Source organism: Streptomyces sp. NPDC021224, assembly GCF_044332905.1.
Lineage (GTDB): Bacteria > Actinomycetota > Actinomycetes > Streptomycetales > Streptomycetaceae > Actinacidiphila.
The window spans coordinates 108,601-133,832 of record NZ_JBIRPW010000001.1; the positions used below are offsets into that span (position 1 = coordinate 108,601).

Sequence of the window (25,232 nt, forward strand, 5' to 3'; positions counted from 1 at the left end):
GATCCGGCTCAGGGGGTGGCGGTGCGGTTCGAGCGGGTGGTGCAGGTGCGCGGGCGGGACAGCTCGGGTCCCGGGTCGTTCGGGACCGGCTACGTGATCGCGCCCGGCCTCGTCCTGACCGCCGCGCACCTCTTGCGCACCGAGGGGGGCATGGTCCGCACGGCCACCGTCACCATTCCGGCCGACGGTGAACCTGGTCCCTGGGACGCCCGGGTGCTCTGGTTGCGCTACGACACGGGTGTGGACGCGGCCCTGCTCGCGGTGGACGGCCCGGCGGCGACCCGGGCCGCGGGTCCGGAACCTCAGCGGTGGGGCGACCTCGTCACCCGCTCCGCATCCCATCCGGTGGTCTCGTACGGCTATCCGCGCTACCAGCGAATACCAGTGGGGGGCACCACCGGCCCGGCCCGTACGGAGGAGCAGTTCGCCGGCCGCGTCAGCCCCGGCACCGGCGGATCGGCGCACCGCTGGGAACTCCTGAGCAACGACCCGCTGCCCCCCACGGACCGGCAGGGCCAGGGCTGGGCGGGCATGTCCGGCGCCCCGGTGTTCAGCGGCGATCTGCTCCTCGGCGTGGTCCGGAAGGACCGGCGCGCCGAGGCCGGCACCCGGCTCACCGCCACCCGCAGCAGCGAGATCGTCGCCGACGAAGGCTTCCGCGCCGCCCTGCGCACCCGGGTGGCGCGCGGGTGGCGCTCACCGGTCGTCGAGCCGGCCGAACTGGCCCCGCTGCTCGACCCGGCCGCGCCCGAACGCGACCTGCGGTCCCCGGCGATGCTGTTGCGCGCCGACGTGGAGGCCACCCCGTTCCGAGGCCGCGTCCAGGAGTGGGAGAAGCTGCGGGACTGGTGCCTTGCCCCGCAAGAAAGGCGCCCGCGTCCCGGGCCACCGGGCGGGGTGCTGACGGTCCGGGTCCTCACCGGACCCGGTGGTCAGGGAAAGAGCCGTCTGGTGCGGCGGCTCGTGGAGGCCGTGCGCGCGGAGCCTGGCTGGACCGCGGGCCTGCTCCGCAGCGATCTCTCCGACGAGGACCTGCGCGGCGACGGTACCCCGCCGTCCGACGGAACACCCGCCTCGGCGCTACATATCCTCGGCGACTGCGTCCGCGACCTGCTCCTGGTCGTCGACTACGCGGAGTCCAGGCCGCACTGGATACGGCGGCTGATCGACCGGTCCCGCGCGGCGGCCGCGACCGGACGGACCGTCCGCGTGCTGCTCGTGGCCCGCTCGTCCGGCGGATGGCAGTCCGACCCGTACGGCACGGGCGTTGCCACCCACGAGATCCTCGCCTCCGCCCCGACCACCGAACTCGGCCCGCTGGACGTGACATCGGGCGACCGCCGGGAGGCGTTCGCCGCGGCGCTGCGCGGACTTGCCGAGCAGCTGAAGCGCCTCGACGGCTACGCCGAGCACGACTGGGCTGCCCTGGCCGGCGGGCTGAGTATCCCGTCGGACATGTCGGGGCGCCGCTACGCCACTGCCCTGAACGTCCAGATGGAAGCGCTGGTCGCCCTCCTCCAGGCGGGCCCCGCCCCCCTTGACGTCGTGCCCGGCGAAGCGGTCGAGGCGACGCTGCTGCGCCACGAGGAGCGCTACTGGGCGCGCACGCTCGCCACCGACGGGGAGCGCCAGCTGCCGATGTCCCTGATGCGCCGGGTCGTCGCCGCGGCGACGCTGTGCGGTGCCGCCGACGAGGACGAGGCGATGGAGGTCGTGGCCCGGGTGCCGGCCCTCGGCCGGGGGCGGGAATGGGAGGTCGCCGTGGCGCTCCGCCGGCTGTACCCCGGGGCCGGGGACGCCTACTGGGGGATGCTGCAGCCCGACCGGGTGGCGGAGTTCCAGGCTTCGCTCATGGTGGCGGAGGTGCCGGCGCTGCTGCCTGCCCTGATGGCGGGCGGGACGGCCACCCAGCAGGTGCAGGCGCTGACGGTGCTGAGCCGGTCCGTGGTGGCCCATGCCAACGGCGCCCGCACCCGGCAGCGCGATGTCGTCCTCGCGCGGCTCGACGTGCTGCTGGAGCAGCAGGACCTGGCGGCGGAGGTACTGCGCGCCGCTGCGGCCGCGCTTCCGGAGGCCTCCGATGCGCTCACCCGGTTCGCTGTCCGCCTCACCCAGCGGCTGGTCGAGCGCTACCGCGAGTCCGCGGGGCGGGGCGCCGACCGGGACGGGCTCGTCTGGGCCCTGGGGGAATGGGCGAGGCGCAAGGCGCGGACGGGCGACTGGCGTACGGCCGTGGCGGCGGGCGCGGAGGCGCTGGTGATCGCGCGTGCCCGGGCCGCCGACGGGTCCCCCGCGGAGAAGCGGGTGCTGGCCGGTGTGCTGATCCAGCAGTCCTCCGACCAGTGGAACGCGGGTTCCCGTCGGACGTCGCTCGCTCTTGCCGAGGAGGCTGTGGAGCTGTGCCGCGGGCTGTCGCGGAGCGGTCACGACACGGACCGGGAGCTGCTGGCCAAGGCCCTGAACTCGCTGGCGGTGAGTTACGAGGAGGAGGTCCGTCTGCCGGAGGCGGTGGCCATGGCCGAGGAATCGGTCGCCATCCGCCGGGAACTCGCCGGGCGTGACCCGTTCCGCTCTGCCGCACACGCCGTGTCCCTGCGCACCCTCGCCGTCTGCCGGACGAGCTCCGGGCTCCTCAGGGAGGGCCGGATCATCGTGGAGCAGGCCCTGGCCATCGAGCGCAGGCTGGCCACGGAGAACCCGGACGCCCACGCGAACGGCCTGGCCCACACGCTGAACAGGGTGTCCTGGCACTACTGGCGGGAAGGCGTCAGCCCGGTGGGCATGCACGCCACCCTTCAAGAAGCGGTCACCTTGCGAAGGCGGCTCGCCGCCGACAATCCGGACACCTACAACAAGGACCTGGCACTGTCCCTGGTGAACCTGGCCACCGAGCAACCGAACGAGCAGGCGCTGGAGACGCTGGCCGAGGCGCGGGAGCTGTACGACCTCACGCGCGACATCGCCCCCGCGGAGTACAGCTCCCACATGCGGCTCCTGTTCAGCAACCGATCCTGGGTACTGAACGACATGGGCCGCACGGACGAGGCCGTGGACACGGTCCGCGAGGCGCTCCGGTACGGTCGGTCGCTGTACCGGGACAACCCGGTGACCCATGGCGGGAATCTGGCCAACGACCTGCTCAAGGCCGCCCAGTTCCACCAGGGCGCCGGACGCCGGGAGGAGGCGATCTCCCTCATCGAGGAGGAGATCGGCGTCCGGCGCGAACTCGTCCGTCTCCACCCGGCACCGAACGAGGCCGGTCTGGCCGAGGCGCTGCACGACCAGTCCATAGCCCTGGCGGACCACGGCAGACCCGAGGACGCGCTGCGGGCGGCCGACGAAGCGCTGGAGCTGTACGAGCGGCGCTGGAGGGAGGCGCCCGACAAGGAGGCCCTGCCCTACGCGAGCGGGCTGGCCCTCATGGCCTGGCTGAGTGAGACCACCGGCGCGGGAGGCGATCCCGTCCCGCTCAGGAAGCGGGCCGTCGCGCTGCTGCGTCCGCAGGCGCGGTACTCCGGCCAAGCGCGCAGACGGCTTGCGTCGAATCTGCTGCAACTCGCCAACTACGCCGCCGCGGCCGGAGGAATGCGCGCTCTGCTGCGGGGCCTGCCCCTGGCCCGCGAAGCCACCGAACACTACGTCCGTGCGTCGGGGCGAGGTCCTCACCCGGACGATGACGTGACGGAAGCGGCGACCCGCTGGGCGCAGTTGCTGGAGGACTGCGGGCGCAGGTCCGAGGCGCTGGACGTACGCCGCCGGTACGGGCTGCCGCAGGCCTGACGGACGGGCACCGCCGGCCGGCGGAACAGACGTGATCATGCACTTCGACAGGAGAGGACGACATGCCGGACCCGCAGGAGGAACAGGACGCCCCCGTCGGCGGGGGCGCTGTCGCGTCGACGGGAGCGGCGCCGCCGGAGGCCGAGGACGACTCCGGTCTGGTCTTCACCTCGCTGGACAAGTTCTACGACGACTACCTCTCCCAGATCGTGCAGCGCCGTGTGGACGGAGTTCATCTGGCCTGGTGCCCGGACTGGTGGAGGCATCCGGAGGCGCTCGTCCGGATCAGCGCGATGTGGCGCGCCTTCGAGTACCTGCGGGTCGACGCGTCCCTCGGCATGTCCAACTGGTGGCTGCACCACGCCGACCCCCATCTCACCGTGCTGATGCATCCGCTCACCGGTCCCTTCGCGTTCTGCTCCGGGCCCGAAGGGCACACCGAGAAGCTGGGCCCGTTGCCCAGCAACCCGTCACCGCCGGAGATGTGGGATCACCCCGCCCTCTCACTTCACGCCCACGAGCAGGGTGGGGAGGGCACAGGAGTGCCTGATTTCTGAGGGCACGTCTGAGATCGGGTCACGGACACGCTCCGAAGGGAGGCGAGGACGGGACCGGCCCCGGTGCACACCGAGGGGTGGCCGGAAATGATCGGCTCCGCCGGGAGTGGCGTGATCCGTCCGCCCAAGTCACGACATACGGGGTTCGGGAGGCGTGCCGCTGGGCAGGAATTCGCTGCCGCGCCCACCGGGGGCGTGGCCTTGGATCACCATGTGGGGGGACGCCATGCCGACAGGGATCGTCGAGAATTTCAACCCGGTCGCGCTGACCGGAACGATCATGCCGACCGACGGCACACCGGCCCTGCAATTCGTGGCCGCGATGATCGCGCCGGCAACTGTTCTGCACCAGGACGCGCGCGTGGAGTACGACCTGGTCGTGGCCGCCGCGGGACCACAGCCGCACAATATCCGGCTGTTCTGACAGGCGTCGCAGGCGGCGCGGTTCCCGCGGTGTACGACGACGGCCCCGCCGCAGGGCGGGGCCGTCTCGGGGGGGGCGGGGGCTCAGGCAGGTGAGGAGTCGTCGCCGTGGCTGCGGACGATCTCCTTCAGCTTGGCGACGGCGAAGCCCCAGCCCTGCTGGACGGTGGGCTTGGCGGGGACGGCGATCTCGTCGGGGTTGGTGAGGACGTCGAGGAGGACGGGGCCGGGGGTGGCCAGGGCGGTGCGGACGGCGTCGTCGAGGTCCGCGGGGTCGGTGACGCGGATGCCGGTGAGGCCGAGGGCTGTCGCGACGGCGGCGAAGTCGGGGTTGTCCAGCACGGTGCCGAACTCCGGGAGGCCCGACTGCTCCTGCTCCAGCTTGACCATGCCCAGCCTGCGGTTGTCGAAGACGACCAGCGTGACCGGCAGGTCGTACGTCCTGAGCGTCATCAGGTCACCGAGCAGCATGCTCAGGCCACCGTCGCCGCAGAAGGCCACGACCTGGCGGTCACGGTCCAGCATCTGCGCGCCCAGGGCGTGCGGCATGGCGTTGGCCATGGAGCCGAGGTTGTACGAGCCGAGCAGCCGGCGGGTGCCGCGCATCTCGACGAAGCGGGACAGCCAGACGGTCGCCATGCCGGTGTCGGAGGTGAAGACGGCGTCGTCGGCGGCGTGCCGGTCGACCGCGGCGGCCAGGGCCTCGGGGCGGATGCCGTGCTCGTGGTTGTCCAGCGCCGAGCGGACCCGGCCGATGAGGCCCTTGTCGTGGTCGGGGGCGGCCAGCCTGGCCTGCCCCTCGCGCCAGGACGCGAAGTGCGCGACCGCCTTCTCCAGGTGCCCGCGGTCACGGCCCTGCCCGTCACCGGGCGGCGTCGCGGACAGCTCGGCCAGCAGGTCCCGGACGGTCGCGCCCACGTCTCCGACCAGGCCGATCTCGACGGGGACCCGGCGGCCGATGTGGGTCGGTTCGGTGTCCACCTGGACGACGGTCGCGTCCTCGGGGTACCAGTCGCGGTAGGGGAAGTCGGTGCCGAGCAGCAGCAGGGTGTCGGCCTCCTGGAGGCCGGCCGCGGCGGCGGGGTTGCCGATCAGGCCGGTCTGGCCGACCTGGAAGGGGTTGTCGCCCTCGAAGCCCTCCTTGGCCTTCAGGGTGAGGACCATGGGCGCCGCCAGCCGTTCGGCGAGGGCCAGGACCTGGTCGCGGGCGTCCCGGGCGCCGCGGCCGACGAGCAGGGTGACGCGCTCGGACCGGTCGAGCAGGGCGGCCGCGGCGCGGACGGCGTCGGCGTCGGGGCGGGTCGTGGGCGTGGTGAGCGAGAACCGGGTCCGCCGGTCCGCCTCCAGTTCCTTGTCCCCGAGGTCGCCGGGGACGGACAGCACGGCGACGCCCTTGCGCCCGAGCGCGGTGCGGACCGCGGTCTCCAGCAGTTGCGGCAGCTGTTCCGGTGAGGTCACGGTGGCGCGGAAGACGGCGACGTCGGCGAACAGGGCGTCGTTGTCGACCTCCTGGAAGTAGTCGCTGCCCAGCTCGGGCAGCGGCACCTGGCCCGCGATGGCCAGCACCGGAGTGCGGCTCTTGGCCGCGTCGTAGAGGCCGTTGAGCAGGTGCACCGAGCCGGGACCGACCGTCCCCATGCAGACGCCGAGTCCGCCGGTGAGCTGGGACTGCGCGCTCGCGGCGAACGCCGCCGCCTCCTCGTGCCGGCAGCCCACCCACTCCACGCCGTCGGTGGTGCGGATCGCGTCGGTCAGCGGGTTCAGGGCGTCGCCGACCACCCCGAAGACCTGGCCGACGCCGAGTTCGGCCAGGGCGTCCACGATGACACGGGCAACGGTACGGGTCACGGTTCCTCCAGCTCAGGGGCAGGACGTACGGGTCTCAGCGGGCCCAGCGATCTCAGCGCGCTCAGGCGGGCTCAGGCGGTGATGCGGGCTCAGACGGTGAAGCGGTCGGGATCGGCGGCGGACCAGTCGGCCGCCCACGAGGCGGGCGGCTCGGCCCGCAACTGGCCCGGCGACAGCCACTCGTACAGTTCGTCGTAGGAGCGGACCGTGTACGGGTCGATCCGCCGCCGCAGCATGTGCGGGCGCAACTGCGCCGGGTCGGTGACGCCCATGGACGCCATGATCTGGAGGGCGCTGGCCACCGTCGCCTCCTGGAGCCGCTGCACCCGGGCGGACTTGTCGCCGACGTCGAGGGCTCGGGCGCGGCGCGGATCCTGGGTGGTGACACCCGTCGGGCACGTGTTGGTGTGGCACCGCTGCGCCTGGATGCAGCCGACGGCGAACATCATGGCGCGCGCGGCGTTCCCGTAGTCCGCGCCCTGGACCATGCGCTTGACGAGGTCGCTGCCGGTGGCGATCTTGCCGCTCGCGCCGATCCGGACGCGGTCGCGCAGGCCCGCGCCGACGAGGGCGTTGTGCACGGTGATCAGGCCCTCGGTGAGGGGCGTGCCGACATGGTCGGCGAACTCCAGCGGCGCCGCGCCCGTACCGCCCTCGGCGCCGTCGACGATGATGAAGTCGGGTGTGGTGTCCTCCTCGATCATCGCCTTGCACACCGCCAGGAACTGGCTGCGCGAGCCGACGCACAGCTTGAAGCCGGCCGGCTTCCCGCCCGCCAGCTCCCGCATCCGGGCGATGAAGCGCACCAGTTCGCGGGGTGTGCCGAACACCCGGTGGTAGGGCGGCGACACGACGGTCCGCCCCTGCGGGACGTCCCGTACGCGGGCGATCTCCGCGTTCACCTTCGGGCCGGGCAGCACGCCGCCGATACCGGGCTTGGCGCCCTGCGACAGCTTCAGCGAGACGCATTTGACGCTGTCGTGCGCGGCCTTGTCCGCGAACTCGCCGGGGTCGAAGTCCCCGTCACGGGTACGGCAGCCGAAGTAGCCGGTGCCGATCTCCCAGACGATGTCGCCGCCGTGCCGCAGGTGGTACTCCGACAGGCCGCCCTCCCCGGTGTCGTGCGCGAAACCGCCACCCGCGGCGCCCTTGTTCAGGGCCAGCACCGCCTGCGCGGACAGCGAGCCGAAGCTCATCGCGGACACGTTGAGCAGCGCCATGTCGTACGGCTGGGTGCACTCCGCGCCGCCGATGCGCACCCGTGGCGGCGTGTCGGGCACCGGCCGCGGCGCCATCGACGGCACGAGGAACTCGTGGCCCGGGCGGTAGACGTCGCGTTCGGTGCCGTAGGGCTCCTCGGCGTCGGTGCCCTTGGCTCGCTCGTAGACGATGCTCCGGGTGTCGCGGTCGAACGGCCGGCCGTCGAAGTTGCGCTCCACGAAGTACTGCTGAAGCTCCGGACGGATCTTCTCCAGCAGGAAGCGGGCGTGGCCGATCACCGGGTAGTTGCGCAGCACCGAGTGGCGCCGTTGGAGCAGGTCGTACGTGCCCAGCAGCCCGAGGAGGGCGAGCGGCACCGCGGCCGCCCACCACCAGGCCGAGGTGCCCAGGGCCGCGACGACCGCCGTCGCAGCCAGGAGAAGGGTCAGGATCACCGCACCGAATCTCGTCACCTCAGGCGCCTATCCGCGGAACGCGCCCGCACGCCCGCCCGCTGCGTCAAGCTCTGGTCATGGCCGGGGGCGCAGACGTGGCCGTGGCCGTCAGCTCTCGTGGAAGCCGTCGAGGATCTCGGACGCGCGCCGGAGCGCCTGGTCCACGCTCTCGTCGCTGTAGGTCGTGTCGACCATCACGTGGTCGATGCCGGTCCCCTCCCGCACGCTCTTGATGGCCGTGGACACCTCGTCCGAGGACGTGCCGGCGGCGATGTTGACGCGCAGGATGCTGTCGACGGCCGCGGGGGCGCGCCCCGCCTCGCGTGCCGCTGCGTCGACCACGGCCCGCTGACGGTTGAGGCCGTCGATGTCGAGCCAGCTCGGGACGACGCAGAAGGGCAGCCATCCGTCGGCGCGTTCGCCGACGCGCCGCAGCGCACGCTCCGAACTGCCGCCCAGGTAGAGGGGCGGGCGGGGCGCGCGGGCGGGCTTGAGCGGCGCATGGTGCAGGGGGACGGACAGCAGGGTTCCCTCGTAGGCGGCGGGGTCCTTCGTCCAGATCGCTTCGAGGGCGTCGAGGAGTTCGTCCAGCCGGGCACCGCGCCGGGTGAAGTCCAGCCCGGCGGCCTCGTACTCCTCCGGTGACCAGCCCACGCCGAAGCCCGGCAGCAGGCGGCCGCCGCTGATCAGGTCGACCGTCGTCAGCGAACGGGCCAGCTGGACCGGAGGGTAGAGCGGAGCCACCAGCACATGTGTGCCGAGGGCGACTTGGCGGGTGGCGCTCGCCGCCACGCCCAGCAGCACGAAGGGGTCGGCCGCCGGGTTCAGCTCCGCGGGAATGGTGTTGCCCCGGCCTCCGTAGCCGATCCGCGGATGGACCGCGGCGAGGTTGCGGTCGCCCACCCACAGGCTGGCGCCGCCCCTCGACTCGATCTCCCGCGCGAACTGCGCCACCCGCGCGACCTCGAAGGCCTGCCGGTGGAACTGCGGCAGTGCGAATCCGATCTTCACCGTGTCCTCCGCCTCCCCGTCTCCCGCACGTCGCGCCCGGGCGGCGGTCCCGCCGCCCGAGGGTGCGGGGCCCGGGACCGTACGGTCCCGGGCCCCGCGGCCACACGGCCCCACGGCCACCTGGCCGCACGGCCCCACGGTGCCGCAGTCAGTGCTTGCGGTGGAAGACGTCCTTCACGGCGTCCTTGATCTTCTCCACGCCCTCACGCGCGTCACCCTTGGCCTGGTCGCCACGGCCTTCGGCTTCCAGGCTCTCGTTGCCGACCGCCCTGCCGACGGTTTCCTTGACCTCACCCTTGGCCTGGTCGGTCCTGGCTTCGAACTTGTCGCCGGCGTCCATCGAAGGCTCCTTGACTCGATTCGATTCTCCGGCCGTTTCGGGGGCCGACCGTGCGGAAAAGCGGCCGGATTCCGCGGAAACAGCTGGTGATTCCGGTCGCCGGGAGGAAACCTCCCGGCAGTGAACTCCTGTCCCGGAAATGCCCCGTCATCCCTCTTCGGCCGGACCGGTTTCGGTACACCGGACGGGCTCGGGTACGCACGCGGGCGGGCGCCACCCGTCATCGGATGGCGCCCGCGCCCGTAGTGCGACCTGCGGCTTCGCCTACCAGCGGTACCAGCGGTTCCGGCCTCCGCCGGAGTGCGTGCCCCGCATGACAAAACCGAGCGCCCACACGACGAGGACGACCACCGCGACCCACCACAGAAGATGCAGGGCGAATCCCCCACCGAACAGAAGAAGTGCCAGCAGAAGAACAACGAGCAACGGTCCCATGATTATCAACCTCCAAGGGACCGGCTTCCCCGCTTTGCACATGCCATGCATCGCCCCGCACGAATCCGTTCCGGAAAGGGGTGTCCGGGTGCCGGGCCCCTCCGGTCGCGGGTTCGCGGGTCACCGCCCGCCGGTCACCAGGTGGGGACGAAGCCGCCGTCGATCGTGAGGTCGCTGCCGGTGATGTTCCGTGCCTGGTCCTGCGGCCTGCCGAGGTCGGCCGTGAGCGTCCGCTCCCAGTCCGCGTCCGTCACGGCCAGGAAGCCGTCGGTCCGCCAGGCCGACACCCCGGCCGGCGCCGGTGACCACGGCCCGCTGACCGGCCACGCCGTGGTCGAAGGCGGGCCCGGTCGTCGCGACGCCCCGAGGTCCTGCCGCCGCGGCCAGGCCAGCGTTTCGTCCGCGACCTCGCACCGGCCGCCGTCGGTCGTCAGCGAGTGCCCGCGCCCGGGGAAGGACGGGAAGTCGGTGACGGCCTCGGAGTGCCGGTAGTGCTTGAGCGTGGCGAGGGTGACGGCCTCGGGGACGGTCCACCGCTCGTACAGCGCGTCCGACTCCTCCTCGGGACCCGCCCGCTCGGACCGTGGAAAGACCCGGGTCCCGCAGGCCGGGGAGCGTACAGAAGACGTCAAGCTTCGCCCATGAAAAGGGTGCTCGAGGGGGGTGGGCGCAAGAGTGGGCGTGGGCGCCGACCGGCGGCCGAGGAGGTTCGGGGGGACGTCATGGGGGATTTCTCGGGTATCGACCCGGCCGCGCTGAAGAAGATGATCGCCTCCTTCGACGGCGACCGGACGCATTTACGGGACCGCGTCTCGTACTGGAAGGGGCAGTTCGCCCAGTGGGGGATGGACACCCAGCCGTTCGGCGAACTGCTGGGCATCTGCGGGTGGCTGGACGACGAGTCGCCCAAGCTCAAGCGGCGGGAGAACCTGGCGGCCGCGATGGACGCCGGGGCAGGGCCGGGGACGCACATGGTGCAGATCCCCGAACCGGTCGCCGAGACGTCCGCGCAGGCCCAGGCGGACGGCAAGAAGCTGGCCCTGGAGTTCAACGCGAACCACGGCGGCGACAGCAAGGCGGGCGACCAGTACCACGCCCTCGCCCAGGAGTTGCTGGCGCACCAGGACGACCCGGACTTCTGCTCGGCCTTCTACGCCAACCTCACCCCGTCCGAGGCCTCGACGCTCCCCTCGCTGCTCGCCGCGACCAACAGCAGCACCGCGGGCAGCGACCTGGTGGTCTTCAGCCACGCGCTCGCCACCGCGACCGACGCCACCTACCCCGCGCCGGGCTTCGACAAGGTCGTCTCGTACTACACCGAGCCCCAGCCGAACGCCCCCGACGGCGCCGCCTGGAACCGGGCCGCGATGCTCCAGTACGGCACCTTCCCGTCGGACTTCCTGGCCAAGGCGACCAAGGCCAACGGCCTCGACCGCTTCGCCGAGAACCCGCAGCGGCCGCCGCTCGGCGACTCCTTCACCGCCCAGGCCCTCGGACTGCCGCAGGACACCGTGACCCTCGACCTCCAGGCGCTGGGCTCCAACGAGGACGCCACCCAGCAGGCCTTCGCGACCATGGGCCAGGGCCCCGGCAAGACCGACCTGAACGGCAACCTCAAAACCCTCGCCGGCTACGCCGCCGACCGGCACGACCCGCGGCTGACCGCCGCCTTCCAGACCACCCTCAACGCCGGTGCGGGCAACCGCTCCACGCAGGGCCCCTACGGCTCGTACTACGCCCCCGTCCTGCACACCGGCGCCGAGACCACCTTCGCCACCGCCGCGATGAGCGCCCTCACCGGCGCCCACGCCAAGCAGAGCGACTACCAGGACTTCATCACCACCACCTTCACCACCTTCGGCGCCCCCGCCGGCGCCACCCCGCAGCAGACCGGCGACCAGGCCGCCTCGCTGCTGCGGCTCGCCGAGAGCGCCGACCCCTCGTGGCCCGCCACCCGCCCCGCCATCGCCTCCGTCGCCGACCAGGCCGAGGCGGGCAAGAACGACACCGGCTTCATGCAGGGCTACTACGGCAACGGCGGCGCCGACCTCGAAGCGCAGCTCGCCCTGGAGCTGCACGCCATGGACGGCACCCACGGCGGCACCGTCCTCAGCCCCGACTCCACCAGGATCCTCGGCAAGTTCGGCGACAACCTCGCGGCGGCGACCACCCTCAACGCCAAGGGCGACCTCCCGCAGTTCGGCGCCACCGCCTTCACCTCCCCCCAGGACATGTGGGCGGCGAGCATGCTCCTCAAGTACGGCCCGCCCGGCAGCCAGTGGGACCACACGTTCCTGACGTCCATGGGCGACGCCGCCCTGCACTGGCGGGCCGCGCAGAAGGACAACCTGCGGCCGGGCTTCTCCTCGGGGGACATGAGCCTCGGCCTCGTCGACAGCTGGGTCGACCCGAAGGACCCCTGGTACGGGGAACTCGGCCTGAGCGAGCACAACGCCAACCAGAACATCGACCAGCAGACGGCCATCGCGCAGGGCATCGCCGCCAACGACCCCAGCCTCGCGGTGCTGTCCAGGCTCTCGGACAACCAGCAGGCCAGCCGCGACCTGCTCGCCGGCCCGGACGCGAAGGAGAACCGGTTCGTCGCCGAGCAGCTCGTCAACAGCAACTGGACGACGCCCGGCATCGGCGACGACTCGATGTTCCCCAGCCGGGTCATCCTGCAGGCCACCCAGCGCGGCAGCGGCGACAAGGCCGTCGACACGGCCGCCGCGACAGCCGCGTCGAACGTCTTCCAGGCGGGTGCCAACGAGTACGCGCACGGCAAGAAGCCGCTGCCGAAGACGCTCGGGGTCGCCCTCGCCGACGTCGCCGGCGCCTATGTGCCGGATTTCGCGGACTCGGCCCCCAACGGCTCGACGACGACCGACCCGGGGTTCAACGTCTTCGTCAACCACGACGGGCAGCCGGAGATCGAGACCGACCCGTCGGCGATGAACCAGCTCTTCCACAGCTTCATGAACGACAACCCCGAGGCGGCGGGCAGCTTCAAGGCGGCCGTCCACGCCAACATGACCAACGTCGTGCGCATCTACCACGGCGCCGGGCCCGACGCCATCGACGACCCCCGGGCCAGGGCCTATCTGACGAACCTCGGCTGGCTCGACGGCGCCATCGACAACACCACGAGCGACCTGAAGTACAAGCCGGCGCAGAAGGCCGACGAGCAGGCCAACCACGACGCCATGTACGCGTGGATCGCGGGCGGCGTGATGAGCCCGTTCATCGCCGCACCGGACGGGGCGGGGGCCCTGGTGACGGGCGTCTACAAGGGCCTCAGCGTGGTCAACGGCGGTGGCAGCGCCTGGCTCTCGTACCAGTTCTCGACCACTCACGCCTCGGACGTCGCGGACGCGACGCAGAAACGGGACCTCGCCGAGGACAAGTACCTGTCGGTGCCCGTGGTCAACGGGCTGCTGGCGTCCGGGCAGATCAAGGAGAAGCCGGAAGGCTACTCCTGGTACCACGACGGCAAGGTGACCCTGCGGACCAGCGAGGACTGGACCCAGTTCGACATGTGGACCAAGAGCAAACTCACCGACCAGCAGCGCTCCCTCCTGCGGAACCTCACGTCCGATTCGAGCGCGGGCTACGACGACGGGACCATGTGGCGGACGCCGAGCACGGCCGCCGTCGAATGACACCGGACCGCGGGACGCCGTCGGCGACGCCCGGAGGCGAGCAGAGGCGAAGGGCTGGTCGGACATGACCGCAGGACATGGACCCGGAGGCGGGCGAGGACGCGGGCGAGGACGCGGACGCGGGCACCGGCGCGGGTGGGCGGCCTGCTGCGTGCTGCTCGCGCTGGCCGCGCCGGCCGCGTGCGGCGGCCACGGGGCCCCGGCCGCCCCGAAGGCCGGGCAGGCCGCCGCCTTCGGCGACTTCACCGGCGGCGCCCCGGCGCAGCGGGCGCTGCGCGAGGGCGTCGGCGGACCCGTGGGCTTCGCGACCGGACCCGACGGCTCCGGCTACGTACTCGAACACCCCACGCTGGCGCGGGTGACGACCGCGGGGAAGGTCTCGGAGATCGCCGCCGCCGCGGCCGACTTCGAGGGAGCCGAGCCCGCAGGCGTCGCCGTGGGTCCGGACGGCTCGGTGTACTGGGGCCACGACGGCGCGATCAAGCGCTACGACGACCGGCGCGGAACGGTGGTCGTGGCGGGACGCGGCGGCGCCGGGCGCGCGGACGGCGCGCCCACCGACGCCGCCGAGCCCGCCGCCACCGCGCGGCTGACGCAGCAGGCGGGACCGGTCGGGGTGACCCGCGCGGGCGCGGTGGTGATCGCGGACGGCCGGACGCTGTGGTCGCTGTCCGGGGGCCGGCTGACCCGGCTCTTCCAGCGCCCGGCCGCCGCCGCAGGACGGCAGGTCACCCTCTCCGCCGCCGGGGCGGCGGTGGCGCCGGACGGCACGGTGTACCTGCTGCCCCCCAGCGGCAGCACGGGCTTCGACCTGGCCCACGTCCAGGTGGTGTCGCCGTCGGGCAGCGCGACGACGCTGAGACTCCCGGCGACACTGCCCGGCGTGACGGGCCCCTTGGCCACCCTGTCCCCCGCGTGGACGGCGTCCGACACCACGGGAGGCGTCTACGTGCACGCGCTGCGCGTGACCCCCGGCTCACCGGTCGGCGACTACGTCCTCCACCTGCACGGTGGAAAGGCCGAACTGATCGCCTCCGGCGCGACCGAGGAGGACTCCGGCCCCACGGGCTGCAAGGCCACGACGCCGACCGACGCCACGCACTTCCCCTGCCCGCTCCCCACGGCGATCGGCTACCACGACGGCACCCTCGTCCTGACGGGCGAACGCGCCTACGCCGTGCGGATCACGGTGAGCACGAGCTGACGGGGCGGCCCGCCGCGGGTGACGGGCGGCCCGGTGCTCCGGGCCGCCCGTGCCGGTGCGGTCGGTCAGCCTGCGGTCACGGTGCCGAGCTGGGGTCCGATCACGGCGCCCGCCCACATGCTCAGCGAGGTGACGCGGCCCGGGAAGCAGTCGGTCCACCCGCCGTCGGCCCAGGCCCTGCCGACCGTCAGCTCACCGGCTCCGGAGGCGGGGGTGAAGGGGGCGGTCCCCTCCTCGGTCGAGCCGAGGAAGAGCGTGGCGGTGCCGCTCTGCGCGTCGACGACACCGGTCACCCGGACGGGGTCGTTCGCGGTCCCGGGCAGCCACTCCGTGATGTCCGCGGCAACCACACCGGTGAACGTCCCGTCGGCGGCGAAGCGCCCGAAGGTCCACTGGGTGACGGGCACGGGGAGATAGCCGTCGGAGTCCGGGTCGGGGATCTCGTCGTACCCGACGAGGGTGTACGCGATGCCCCACGCCGAGCCGTCCGCCGCGCGCCTCCCGACGACCTGGCCCGTCCACCCGGCGGGCTTGCCGCTGATCACCGACATGTCGGGCTGGACCACCGCGCTGACGGTGAAGGACCCGTTCTCGTCGACGACGGGGCCGGGCGTGGTGGCCGCGTCGTCGACGCCGTCGAGGACGAGCGCGGTGCCGTCCAGCTGGGCGCCGTTCTCGGTGGTGAGGGTGCGTCCGTAGCCGGTCGTGGTGTCGGTCAGGGCTGTGCCGCTCGCGCCGGACGCGTTCCACGCGGCGACCTCCGCGAGGGCGGGCCACCCGTTCTGGTCCGTCAGCTCGGCTTCCGGCGCCGCGTCGCCGGCCGACAGCTTCCGCGGCCAGGCCTGCGCCTCGTCCAGGAAGCCGTCCCAGTAGGCGCCGTAGCTCCCGGGTGCGCCTGCGACCGCGTCCCGGCCGAACTCCAGGTCACCGGAGGCGGCTGCGGCGGACGCCGTGGCGGGGAGGGTGACGGGCGCGCCCTGCTGACGGCCGTCGACGTACAGCGTCAGGGTGTGGGCGGCGGCGTCGTAGGATCCGGCGAGCTGCGTCCACACCCGTTCCGCGCCCGCGGGCGCCTCGGCGTAGGCGACGTGCCGCGAGCCGCCGTCGTTCCAGGCGTAGGAGAACTGCCACGCCTCGTCCCCGGCGTCGTACCGCAGGGCGAAGCCCGACCCGTCGGCGCCGGTCTGGGACAAGGCGGTGCGGTCCTGGGCCAGGTCGGCGGCGAAGACGTGCGCGGACACGGCGAAGGAGGAGGCCGGGTCGAGGACCTGGCCGCCGGTGGCGGCGTAGCCCGTGACGCCGTCCAGGGCGAGGGCGCCGTCGCCCGCGCCGCGGCGGCCCGTCGCCGCCCGGTCCGCGCCCGTCGCGGACAGCGCCGCCGGGTGCCGGTCGCCCGCGCCCGTGGCCGTGTCGGCGGCGGGCGCCGTGGTGTCGCCGGGCGGTGCGTCGTCGAAGTGCCACCGGCCGACCGAGGCGGCGGGCGGCGCGACGTTGTACAGCACCTGGGTCGCCGAGCCCCAGCGGCCCGCCCGGTCCTGCGCCCGTACCGTGAGCACGGCCGTGCCGGACCGCTGCGTCGTGAGCGTCACGGTCGCGGGCGAGCCCTGGACGACGGCCCAGGTGCTGTCGGTGAGCTGGTACTCGTACGCCACCACGCCCGTGTCGCCCGCGCCGGGGGCGAAGGTGAAGGTGCCGGGGACGTCGGGACCGCCGTGCGGAGCGCAGTCGTTGGGCAGGCACTCGGTGTACGGGCCGCCGAAGGTCACCGTCGGCGCGAGCGGGGCCGTCGGGTCGATCGTGAAGTAGCACCAGGCGGTGCGGGGCGAGGCGAGGTACTGGGTGTCGTCACCGGTGTACGACCAGGTGGAGGCGGCCATGCGGTAGAGGGTGCCCACGGACAGCGGTTCCTTGACCGACGTCGTCACCGGTGTGCCGTCCCGCACCGTGCTGGAGGCGGAGGGGGCCGACTCGCTCGCCGCCTCCGTCCACGTCCGCGGGGCCTGGCGTGCCTGGATGTCGAAGTGCCCGCGCAGGTAGTCGGGTCGGGTGCTCCCCGCGGCGACGTGCACCACCGCGGTGAGCTGCGGTGTGGTGTCGCCGAGCAGGGTCGGCGCGGCCCTGTCCGTCGAGCAGGCCGGGGTCGGCGACGACGCGAAGCCCTGCGCGGTCGGCACCGTCGGTTTCGGGACGTCCGGCTTCCCCGCGGCCTGCGCGCTCGCCGCCGTCATCGGCAGCGCCGCGAGCAGCAGGCCCGCGGCCACCGCGGCGGGCCACGCCCTGAACCGCGCTCCGGGTCTGCCGCACGGCCGCACATGTCTGAGCTTCACGATCCCCACCCCCAGGTCTTCGAACCTCTGTGCGGTCGACGCTAACAGCCCGCACCGACGGTCGCAGGGCATCCGCCGCCCCGTACCGCCCCCCCCCGGCCGGGGCGGTGTCAGGGGGGCGGGCGCAGGGACGACGCGGGCACCGTGCGGAGGAAGAGGAAGGGGGTCGCGGCGGTGGCGAGGGCGAATGCCGCGAAGGCGAGGCGCATGCCGCACAGTTCGGCGAGCAGGCCCACCAGGGCCGCGCCCAGGGGCATGGCGCCGAAGGTGAACAGGCGGGCCGCGGCGCCGTAGCGGCCGAGCATCTCGTCCGGGACCAGGTGCTGGGTGAGGGTGCGGGCGTTGACCGACCAGAGGGTGCCGCCCATGCCGCCGAGGAAGGCGCCCGCCGCCACCGCGTGGACGCTGGTGGTCAGGGCGGGGAGGGCCACCATCGCTCCGGTGCCGATGAGGTCGGCGAGCATCGCCCGGCGCGCGCCGAGCACGCGGTTGACCCAGGTCACGGCGACCGCGCCGACCAGGCCCCCGATGCCGAGGGCGCTGAGTACGATGCCGTACCGACGCGGCCCCAGCCGCATGACCTGCTCGGCGTAGAGCGGCATCAGGGCCAGCCAGGCGCCCCATGCGGCGGAGAGCACGGCGACCACCACCGACAGGGTCCGCAGCACCCGTTCGTGCCAGAGGAAGCGCACTCCCTCGGCGATCCGGCTGTTGACGGAGACGGGCGGGGCGGCCGCGGCGCCGGGGGCGGGCCGCTCGGCGCGGAAGCGGCCCACCAGCACCAGCAGGACGAGCGCCGCGGCCGCGTAGGAGGCGCCGACGACGCCGAGCGCGAACGCCGTCCCGGCGGCCAGCAGCAGGCCGCCGACGAAGGGGCCGGCGAACTCCTGGCCCACGGTCTCGGCCCCCACCATCCAGGTGTTCACCCTCTCCCGCCCCGCGGGCGGCACCGCGGCCGGGACCAGCGCGGACGCGGAGGTGGACGCGAGGACGTCGGCGACACCGAGGACCGCGCCGGTCGCACAGAGCAGGCCGAGGCCGAGGCCGCCGGTCGCGGCGGAGACGGTGAGTACGCCCATGGCCGGAAGCCGTGCCCCGTTGGCGGCCCACAGCAGCCGCCGGCGGTCGAAGCGGTCGACGAGCACGCCGACGTGCAGGGCGACGAGCAGCCAGGGCAGCGTGAGGGTCAGGGACACCGCGGTGACCTGGACCGGTGAGCCGGTGAGCCGGGCGGCGAGGACCGGGAGCGCCATCTTCGTCACGCCGTCGGCGAGGTTGGTCGCGGCGGTGAAGCCGACCAGGACCACGGCGTTGCGGCGGCCGGTGCGGGGCGCGGGGCGGGATACGGGCGGCGCAGGCAGCGCGGGTGACGGGAGTGAAGCGATGTCCATGGGTTCGTTCCCCCTTTTCGGTGGAGCCGCCGCTCCGGCGGTACCGCGGTGTCAGGCGGCCGTCGGGCGCCAGGTGAGGTGGTCGCCGTCGGGCACGGCGCGGCCGAACACCGCGTCGGCGAAGTGGATGCCGAAACCGACCGTGCCGGGCTCCGCGAGTTCGGCGACGAGACGGCGGCGGTGGTCGGCCGCACGCACTGGGTCGTGGTCGAAGGCCGAGGACCATTCCGGGTGGGCGACCTGGATCGGCGAGTGCAGCGCGTCGCCGAAGGCGATCAGCCGCCTGCCGCCCGCGCTGACGACGAACTCGGTGTGCCCGAGCGTGTGTCCGGCGGCGACCCGTACCCGGACGCCGGGGAAGATCTCCTGCCCGTCGGTGACGGTGCGCACGCGCGGCGCCGGGCCCGCGGTCTCGGGCGGCTCCGTCTGCGTGCGGTGCGCGGCCCATTCCGGCTCGGACACGAGGTGGTCGGCGTGTGCGAACGCGGGGCGGCCGAGGCCCGGGGCCGGGTGCCAGGCCCAGCCGGTGTGGTCGGGGTGCAGGTGGGTGACGGCCACCGCCTCGATGTCCTCGGGCCTGCGGCCGAGCCGGGCGAGGTGGTCGAGGAGGGCGCCGCCGTGGATCGCGCCGCGGGGTCCGTCCGGGGCGGGCGGCAGCGACCGCGGCCCGAAGCCCGCGTCGATCAGCAGCGCGCGGCCGTCCTTCTCCACCAGCAGGCCGCCGATGCTCGCCACCAGGCTGCCGGAGGCGTCCAGGAGCCCGGGGTGGGCGGCCCATGCCGCGTCGGTGGCGTCGGGGAACATCTCGCGCGGCCTGAGCCGTACCTCCCCGTCCGGTACGTAGGACACCTTCGTGTCGCCCAGCAGCAGCGAGCGCACGCCGGTCGGCCGGGGCGGCTGTTCGGTGGTGGGGTACGCCATGGTCCTCATCGCCTTCCTGCGGGCCGCTCGTGGTCACCGGGCGGGCCGGGGTCGCCGTCGCCGCGCGGTTCGGCGGCGACGGCGCCACAATATGAGTCAAGTTAGAATCATGCAAGCTTGAAATATTCTCACTTGATGGACTTGCTAGGATGGGACCCATGACGACGTCCTCGCAGCCGCACGCCATCGCCGAGCGGGAGTTGTGCGGTCTGCTCAACGGCATGGCGCAGCAGATCGCCCAGCACGTGCGCGAGCGCGCCGTCCCGCTGGGCCTCACGGCCGCCCAGGCGACGGCGCTGCGCGAGATGACGGGGCCGATGACGATGCGCGAGCTCGCCGAGCGCATGAGCTGCGAGCCGTCCAACGCCACCTTCGTCATCGACAAGCTGGAGAAGCAGGGCCTGGTGGAGCGCCGCCCGCACCCCACCGACCGCCGCGCCAAGCTGCTGGTCCTCACCCCCGAGGGCACCGGCCTGCGCGAGCGGCTGCTCGATCTCCTCGTCCAGGACTCGCCGCTCGCCGGACTCAGCCCCGAGCAGCAGCGGACCCTGCAGGGCCTGCTGGAACAGGCGATGGTCCGCCCGTAGGCGGCACGAAACGCCCGCGCGGGCACGCGGGCGCCGGTCCATACTGGGCAACGAATCGCAGGACGCGAGGACTTCGGGGCTTCCCCGGGGGAGGGGTCTCGGACATGGCCGGCAGCGCGCTGCTCGTGATGGACGTCCAGCGGGACGTCGTGGACATCGCCGACGACGGATCGGGGTACCTCGGGCGGCTGCGGCGGGCGATCGAGGGTGCCCGCGCGGCGGGCGTCCCGGTGATCTACGTGGTCATGCGGCTGCCCGCGGACGAACCGCGGGCGAGCGGCCGCAGCAAGGTGATGGCCACCGTGCTGCGGGCCGGGCTGTTCGCCGAGGGGGCCCGCGGTACGGAGATCCACCCCGACGTGGCGCCCGGACCGGACGACGTCGTGGTGGCCAAGCGCCGGGCGAGCGCGTTCTCGGGCAGCGACCTGGATCTGGTGCTGCGGGCCCGCGACATCGACAGCCTCGTCCTGGCCGGCATCGCCACCAGCGCCGTCGTGCTGTCCACCGCGTGCCGCGCCATCGACCTCGACCTCGGCCTCACCGTCCTGTCGGACGCCTGCCTCGACACCGACCCGGAACTGCACCGCGTCCTCACCGGGAACCTCTTCCCGCTGTGGGGCGACGTCCTCACCGTCGAGGAGTGGCTCGGCGCGATCGCACGCCCGTAGCCCCGGCGGCCCGCGGGCCGGGAGGGGGAGAGCCCCTCCCGGCCCGCGGGCCCTGTCGGGTCAGAAGGCGCCGATGCCGTTCGGCGTGCCGAGCCCGGTGGGGCCGTCCCAGCCGGTGCGGGCCTTGCACCACTGCGACGTGGAGCAGCTGCCGTTGCTGCCGGACGTGACGTCGTTCAGCGACGAGGCGTGCGCGTACGGGTAGTTGTTGTCGATCGAGCCGGTGTTGCCGGCCAGCCCGTAGACCGACGCGATGATCGGGGAGGACACGCTGGTGCCCCCGAAGACCATCCAGCCGGAGGAGCCCTGGTAGGCGGTGCTGTCGTAGACCGCGACACCGGTGGAGGGGTTGGCGACCGCGGAGACGTCGGCCTCGGCCCGCTTGGAGCAGCCGGTGGCGAAGGACGCGGCGCCGCTGAGCGCGGTGTTGTACGCGGAGCAGCCGCTGCCGGCGCCGCTCCACGCGGTCTCGCTCCAGCCGCGGCTGTTGGACGCGGTGCTCAGCGAGGTGCCGCCGACGGCAGTGACGTAGTGCGAGGACGCCGGGTAGCTCGCGCCGTAGCCGGAGTCGCCGGAGCTGGCGGTCACCGCGATGCCCGGGTGGTTGTAGTACGAGCCGTAGCTGGCGTCGGAGGCGTCGGAGCCGCCGTAGCTGTTGCTGATCGCGACGACGCCGGCGGTGGCCGCGGCGCGGTTCACCGCGGCGCCGAGGTTGGCGAAGCTGGAGGTCTTCGCCTCGACCAGCAGGATGTGGCAGTTGGGACATATGGCCGAGACCATGTCGATGTCGAGCGAGATCTCCTGCGCCCAGCCGCCGTCCTTGCTCGGGTAGCTGGTGCCGCCGTTCTGGTCGATCTTCTTGAAGCAGCCGTTGGCCGTCGTGCAGGCGGGAAGCCCGAACTGGGCGCGGTAGACGCCGAGATCGGCCTCGGCCGTCGGGTCGTCGTACGCGTCGACGATCGCGACGGTGCGGCCGGAACCCGCCGTCGCCGACGGCAGGTTGTACGCGGACTGGAGGCTCGACGGGCCGAAGCCGGACGGCGTGGCGTCGGGTGCGACGCGCTGCGCGGCGACCATGTCGGTGCGGACGAGGGCCTGGCACGAGGCGTGCCCCGCCACGGCGGTGGCGCAGGAGCGCGCCGTCGCGTGGGCGGAGCCGGATGCCGCGTCCGAGGCCACGGCGGGGCCGAGGACGGTGAGCGGGATCGCCGCCAGGGCCGCGATGCCCGTACGCAGCAGCCGTGCGCGTGAGCGCAGTTGCATAGGACTCTCCTTGGGTAGTGGTCGATCGGGGGTTTCGACCCCGGCGGGCGCCGGCCCGTCGCCGCCGGTTGTTCCTGACGCGTGCATGTCACATCAGCAACAGACCCGAAGTGTGCGGCCAGGTGGCCGTGTTGCGCAAGAGGCTCCCGTGCGGGACGAGCCGCCGGGCCGGATTCAGCCGCGCAGCGCCGCGTCGATCTCCTGGAGCAGGCGCACCGGACGGAGCAGGTCCTCGTACGGCACGGGCGGGCGGCCGGTGCGGGCCATGGCGAGGAAGGCGGTGAGGGCCGGGAGGAGGTAGTCCGCGCCGAGATCCAGGGTGCGCTGCGCGACGCCCTCCCGGGCGACGACCAGGACGTGGAAGGGGACCTGCGCCGTCGCGGTGGGCCGCACCAGGTTGACCACCACGCGGGTGGCGCCCGCCACGGCCGTCGCCGTGACGGTGTCGGCGCAGCGCTCCACCCGGACGTCGCCGAGCGGGCCCGGCGCCAGCCGCAGGGCCACGTCCACCGGGTGGATGCCGTAGAAGAAGACCCCGCCGTACGGGCCTTCGGGATCGGCCGGACCCGAGGCGACGACGACCTGGGCCGCGCCGAGACCCGCCGCCTCGGCCACGAGGGCGTCGGTGGCCGGCAGCAGGCGCAGAGCCGAGTACGAGGTGAGCGGGGCGCCGTACGCGCGGGCGGCCGCGACGATCGCCTCGGCGTCCGCGACCGTGCGGGCCAGCGGCTTGTCCACCAGCACCGGCAGCCCCGCCGCGAGGAACGGCACGGCGTGCTCGCGGTGCAGCCCCCCGTCCCGGTCGGCGACGACCACCGCGTCGACCAGCCCCACCATCTCGCCGGGCCCGCCCACGACGTGCTCCACCGCCCCCCTGGCACGCAGCACTTCGTTGCGCTCCGAGGCCCCACCGCTCAGCGCCACCACCCGGGCGCCCCCGCCCGCGCCCTTGATGTTGAGGAGGTCGACGAACTGGTCGACGTGACTGCTCTCGGTGCCGACGATGCCGATACGCATGGCTTTCCTTACCGTGACCGTGCTCGTACGGACACCTCCCGGCAGTCTGCCAGCAGCCGCGCGGGAGCCGGGGGCCGCCGTGTCCGGATCCTTTCGGCGGGGGGCGCGGCGGGCGGAAAACGCTTGGACTGCGGGGAACGGGACTCGGCAGACTGCCGGTTCGGGCCGTCGGCGGTCCGGCTCTCCGGCGGTCTGCCGGGAGGAACGGCCGCGGCCGGGCAGGTGGGCTGCCGGGGCGGCCGGTCGGCGCAGGACGACGACGCGGGGCGGTCATGGAAACGCCTGACACACGTGAGGACGGCACGCCGGGGCGGGGCTCGGTGCGGCTGGCGCTGCGGTACTACGGGCGGGAGCTGGTGCGGCTGCGGTGGCTGACCGTGCCGGCGATGCTGCTGCCCGCGGTGGGGAACATCGGGATCAACTACGTGGCGCCGCTGGTCGTGGCCGTGCTGGTGGGGAACATCTCCGCCGACGCGGGCGGGGCGGTCGGGCCCGCGGTGCCGTACGTGCTGGCGTTCGCCGGGGTGCTGCTGGCCTCGGAGGGGTGCTGGCGCATCGGGGTGCACTGCCTCAACCGGCTGGACGCGGGCGGCATCGAGCACCTGTACGTCACGGGCATGGACGAGCTGTTCGCGAAGGACGCGGTCTTCTTCCACGACAACTTCGCCGGCGCGCTGACCAAGCGCGTCCTCAGTTTCGCCGCCCGCTTCGAGGAGTTCGCGGACACGCTGACGTTCTCGGTCGTGGGCAGCTTCGTACCGCTGCTGTTCGGCTCGGTCGTGCTGTGGCGGTACGAGCCGCTGCTCGTCGTCGCGCTGCTGTCGCTCATCGTGCTGACGGCGGTGGCCGTGGCGCCGCTCATCCGGCACCGGCAAAGACTCGTCGACGAGCGGGAGGCGGCCATCGCGCGGGTGTCGGGGCATGTCTCCGACGTCCTGATGAACATGGACACCGTCCGGGCGTTCGGCGCCGAGGAGCGCGAGGCGGCCGAGCACCGGTCGCGCGTGGCGTACTCGCGGCGGCTGTCACTGCGCTCGTGGGACTACGGCAACCTGCGCATCGACACGGTCGTCGCGCCGCTGTCGGTGCTCACCAACGCGCTCGGCCTGCTGCTCGCCGTGACGCTCGGCGGCGGGCGGCACGGCGTGGAGGCGGTCGTGGTGGCGTTCACGTACTTCAGCAACGCCACCCGGATCATGTTCGAGTTCAACCAGATCTACCGGCGGCTGGAGAGCTCGATGACGGAGGCCGCGCAGTTCACCGAGCTGCTGCTCGCCGACCCCACCGTGCTCGACCCGGCCGAGCCTGAGCCGCTGGCCAACCGCGGCGCCGCCGTCCGCTTCGAGCACGTGACCTTCACGCACGGCGGGCCCCGCGGGGGCGCGGCGCCGCTGTTCGAGAAGCTCGACCTGGCCGTGCCCGGCGGTGCTCGGGTCGGGCTGGTCGGACGGTCGGGCGGCGGGAAGACGACGCTGGCCCGGCTGCTGCTGCGGATGACGGACATCGACGGCGGGCGGATCACCGTCGGCGGCCAGGACATCAGCCGGATCGGGCAGCGCGACCTGCGCGGCCTGATCTCGTACGTGCCGCAGGACCCGGCGATGTTCCACCGCACGCTGCGCGACAACATCGCCTTCGCGCGGCCGGACGCCACCGACGCGGAGATCCGGCGGGCCGCCGAGGCCGCGCACGTCACGGAGTTCGCCGACGCGCTGCCGGACGGCTTCGGCACGATGGTCGGCGAGCGCGGGGTGAAGCTGTCCGGCGGGCAGCGGCAGCGGGTCGCGCTGGCCCGGGCGATCCTGCGGGACGCCCCGATCCTGCTGCTGGACGAGGCGACCAGCGCGCTGGACTCGGAGAGCGAGATCCTCGTCCAGGAGGCGCTGTGGCGGCTGATGGAGGGCCGCACCGCGCTGGTGGTGGCGCACCGGCTGAGCACGGTGGCCGGCATGGACCGGCTCGTCGTCCTCGACCGCGGCCGGATCGTCGAGCAGGGCACCCACCAGGAGCTGCTGGACCGCGAGGGCGCCTACGCGAAGCTGTGGCACCACCAGTCGGGCGGCTTCCTCGACGACGACGGTCCCGGCCCGCCGAACAGCGCCGCCGCGCCCGTACTGCCGTGACCGCGCCGCCCGCGAGGGCGCCG

19 protein-coding genes are annotated in these 25,232 nt (G+C 73.4%); 8 read left to right on the top strand and 11 right to left on the bottom strand.

Annotated features, from left to right (window positions below):
• The first annotated feature begins 21 nt into the window (after positions 1 to 21).
• From ACH4PY_RS00450 to ACH4PY_RS00460, 3 genes are all read left to right on the top strand, one after another.
• Positions 22 to 3,780 (top strand): trypsin-like peptidase domain-containing protein, encoded by a 3,759-nt coding sequence (locus ACH4PY_RS00450; protein ID WP_398173955.1) that lies wholly within the window; start codon positions 22 to 24, stop codon positions 3,778 to 3,780.
• A 62-nt stretch (positions 3,781 to 3,842) separates the two neighbouring features.
• Complete coding sequence (locus tag ACH4PY_RS00455; RefSeq protein WP_398173958.1) at positions 3,843 to 4,337, top strand: DUF4913 domain-containing protein; 495 nt, start codon at positions 3,843 to 3,845, stop codon at positions 4,335 to 4,337.
• Between the two features lie 226 nt (positions 4,338 to 4,563).
• A complete protein-coding gene (locus tag ACH4PY_RS00460) occupies positions 4,564 to 4,761 on the top strand; it encodes a cold-shock protein (RefSeq protein WP_398173961.1) in 198 nt (65 codons plus the stop codon).
• A gap of 83 nt (positions 4,762 to 4,844) precedes the next feature.
• Here the strand turns inward: ACH4PY_RS00460 and ACH4PY_RS00465 are convergent, their stop codons facing one another.
• From ACH4PY_RS00465 to ACH4PY_RS00490, 6 genes are all read right to left on the bottom strand, one after another.
• Complete coding sequence (locus ACH4PY_RS00465; RefSeq protein ID WP_398173964.1) at positions 4,845 to 6,608, bottom strand: thiamine pyrophosphate-dependent enzyme; 1,764 nt, start codon at positions 6,606 to 6,608, stop codon at positions 4,845 to 4,847.
• Positions 6,609 to 6,697: 89 nt separating this feature from the next.
• Positions 6,698 to 8,281, bottom strand: coding sequence for an FMN-binding glutamate synthase family protein (locus ACH4PY_RS00470; protein ID WP_398173967.1), 1,584 nt, complete (start codon positions 8,279 to 8,281; stop codon positions 6,698 to 6,700).
• A gap of 90 nt (positions 8,282 to 8,371) precedes the next feature.
• Positions 8,372 to 9,274: a TIGR03619 family F420-dependent LLM class oxidoreductase gene (locus ACH4PY_RS00475; protein WP_398173970.1), complete on the bottom strand. Its 903-nt coding sequence runs from the start codon at positions 9,272 to 9,274 to the stop codon at positions 8,372 to 8,374.
• A gap of 148 nt (positions 9,275 to 9,422) precedes the next feature.
• On the bottom strand, positions 9,423 to 9,614 hold the full coding sequence (locus ACH4PY_RS00480) for a CsbD family protein (RefSeq protein ID WP_398173973.1): 192 nt from the start codon (positions 9,612 to 9,614) through the stop codon (positions 9,423 to 9,425).
• Between the two features lie 264 nt (positions 9,615 to 9,878).
• Positions 9,879 to 10,049, bottom strand: coding sequence for a hydrophobic protein (locus tag ACH4PY_RS00485; RefSeq protein WP_398173976.1), 171 nt, complete (start codon positions 10,047 to 10,049; stop codon positions 9,879 to 9,881).
• A gap of 134 nt (positions 10,050 to 10,183) precedes the next feature.
• Positions 10,184 to 10,681 carry a hypothetical protein gene (locus tag ACH4PY_RS00490; protein ID WP_398173979.1) on the bottom strand — a complete coding sequence of 166 codons (498 nt, stop codon included), beginning with the start codon at positions 10,679 to 10,681 and terminating at the stop codon, positions 10,184 to 10,186.
• A gap of 90 nt (positions 10,682 to 10,771) precedes the next feature.
• On the opposite strand from ACH4PY_RS00490, the gene ACH4PY_RS00495 reads away from it, so the two are divergent.
• Positions 10,772 to 13,708, top strand: a complete 2,937-nt coding sequence (locus ACH4PY_RS00495) for a hypothetical protein (protein WP_398173982.1) — start codon at positions 10,772 to 10,774, stop codon at positions 13,706 to 13,708.
• A 151-nt stretch (positions 13,709 to 13,859) separates the two neighbouring features.
• Complete coding sequence (locus tag ACH4PY_RS00500) at positions 13,860 to 14,912, top strand: hypothetical protein (protein ID WP_398173985.1); 1,053 nt, start codon at positions 13,860 to 13,862, stop codon at positions 14,910 to 14,912.
• A gap of 65 nt (positions 14,913 to 14,977) precedes the next feature.
• Here ACH4PY_RS00500 and ACH4PY_RS00505 read toward each other — a convergent pair whose 3' ends face one another.
• From ACH4PY_RS00505 to ACH4PY_RS00515, 3 genes are all read right to left on the bottom strand, one after another.
• Complete coding sequence (locus ACH4PY_RS00505; protein ID WP_398173988.1) at positions 14,978 to 17,239, bottom strand: LamG domain-containing protein; 2,262 nt, start codon at positions 17,237 to 17,239, stop codon at positions 14,978 to 14,980.
• 110 nt (positions 17,240 to 17,349) lie between these two features.
• The gene (locus tag ACH4PY_RS00510) at positions 17,350 to 18,630 is read right to left on the bottom strand and encodes an MFS transporter (protein ID WP_398173991.1); all 1,281 of its coding nucleotides are present in this window, start codon (positions 18,628 to 18,630) and stop codon (positions 17,350 to 17,352) included.
• A 51-nt stretch (positions 18,631 to 18,681) separates the two neighbouring features.
• The gene (locus ACH4PY_RS00515) at positions 18,682 to 19,560 is read right to left on the bottom strand and encodes an MBL fold metallo-hydrolase (RefSeq protein WP_398173994.1); all 879 of its coding nucleotides are present in this window, start codon (positions 19,558 to 19,560) and stop codon (positions 18,682 to 18,684) included.
• 149 nt (positions 19,561 to 19,709) lie between these two features.
• Between ACH4PY_RS00515 and ACH4PY_RS00520 the strand changes: the two genes are divergently transcribed.
• A complete protein-coding gene (locus tag ACH4PY_RS00520) occupies positions 19,710 to 20,138 on the top strand; it encodes a MarR family winged helix-turn-helix transcriptional regulator (protein WP_398173997.1) in 429 nt (142 codons plus the stop codon).
• 104 nt (positions 20,139 to 20,242) lie between these two features.
• Positions 20,243 to 20,806 carry a cysteine hydrolase family protein gene (locus ACH4PY_RS00525; RefSeq protein ID WP_398174000.1) on the top strand — a complete coding sequence of 188 codons (564 nt, stop codon included), beginning with the start codon at positions 20,243 to 20,245 and terminating at the stop codon, positions 20,804 to 20,806.
• Positions 20,807 to 20,866: 60 nt separating this feature from the next.
• On the opposite strand, the gene ACH4PY_RS00530 is transcribed toward ACH4PY_RS00525, so the two are convergent.
• Both ACH4PY_RS00530 and ACH4PY_RS00535 read right to left on the bottom strand, forming a co-directional pair.
• Positions 20,867 to 22,069: a peptidase S8 gene (locus ACH4PY_RS00530; protein ID WP_398174003.1), complete on the bottom strand. Its 1,203-nt coding sequence runs from the start codon at positions 22,067 to 22,069 to the stop codon at positions 20,867 to 20,869.
• A 174-nt stretch (positions 22,070 to 22,243) separates the two neighbouring features.
• Positions 22,244 to 23,086 carry a Gfo/Idh/MocA family oxidoreductase gene (locus ACH4PY_RS00535; protein ID WP_398174006.1) on the bottom strand — a complete coding sequence of 281 codons (843 nt, stop codon included), beginning with the start codon at positions 23,084 to 23,086 and terminating at the stop codon, positions 22,244 to 22,246.
• A 272-nt stretch (positions 23,087 to 23,358) separates the two neighbouring features.
• Between ACH4PY_RS00535 and ACH4PY_RS00540 the strand changes: the two genes are divergently transcribed.
• Positions 23,359 to 25,209, top strand: a complete 1,851-nt coding sequence (locus tag ACH4PY_RS00540) for an ABC transporter ATP-binding protein (protein WP_398174009.1) — start codon at positions 23,359 to 23,361, stop codon at positions 25,207 to 25,209.
• The last annotated feature ends 23 nt before the right edge of the window (positions 25,210 to 25,232 follow it).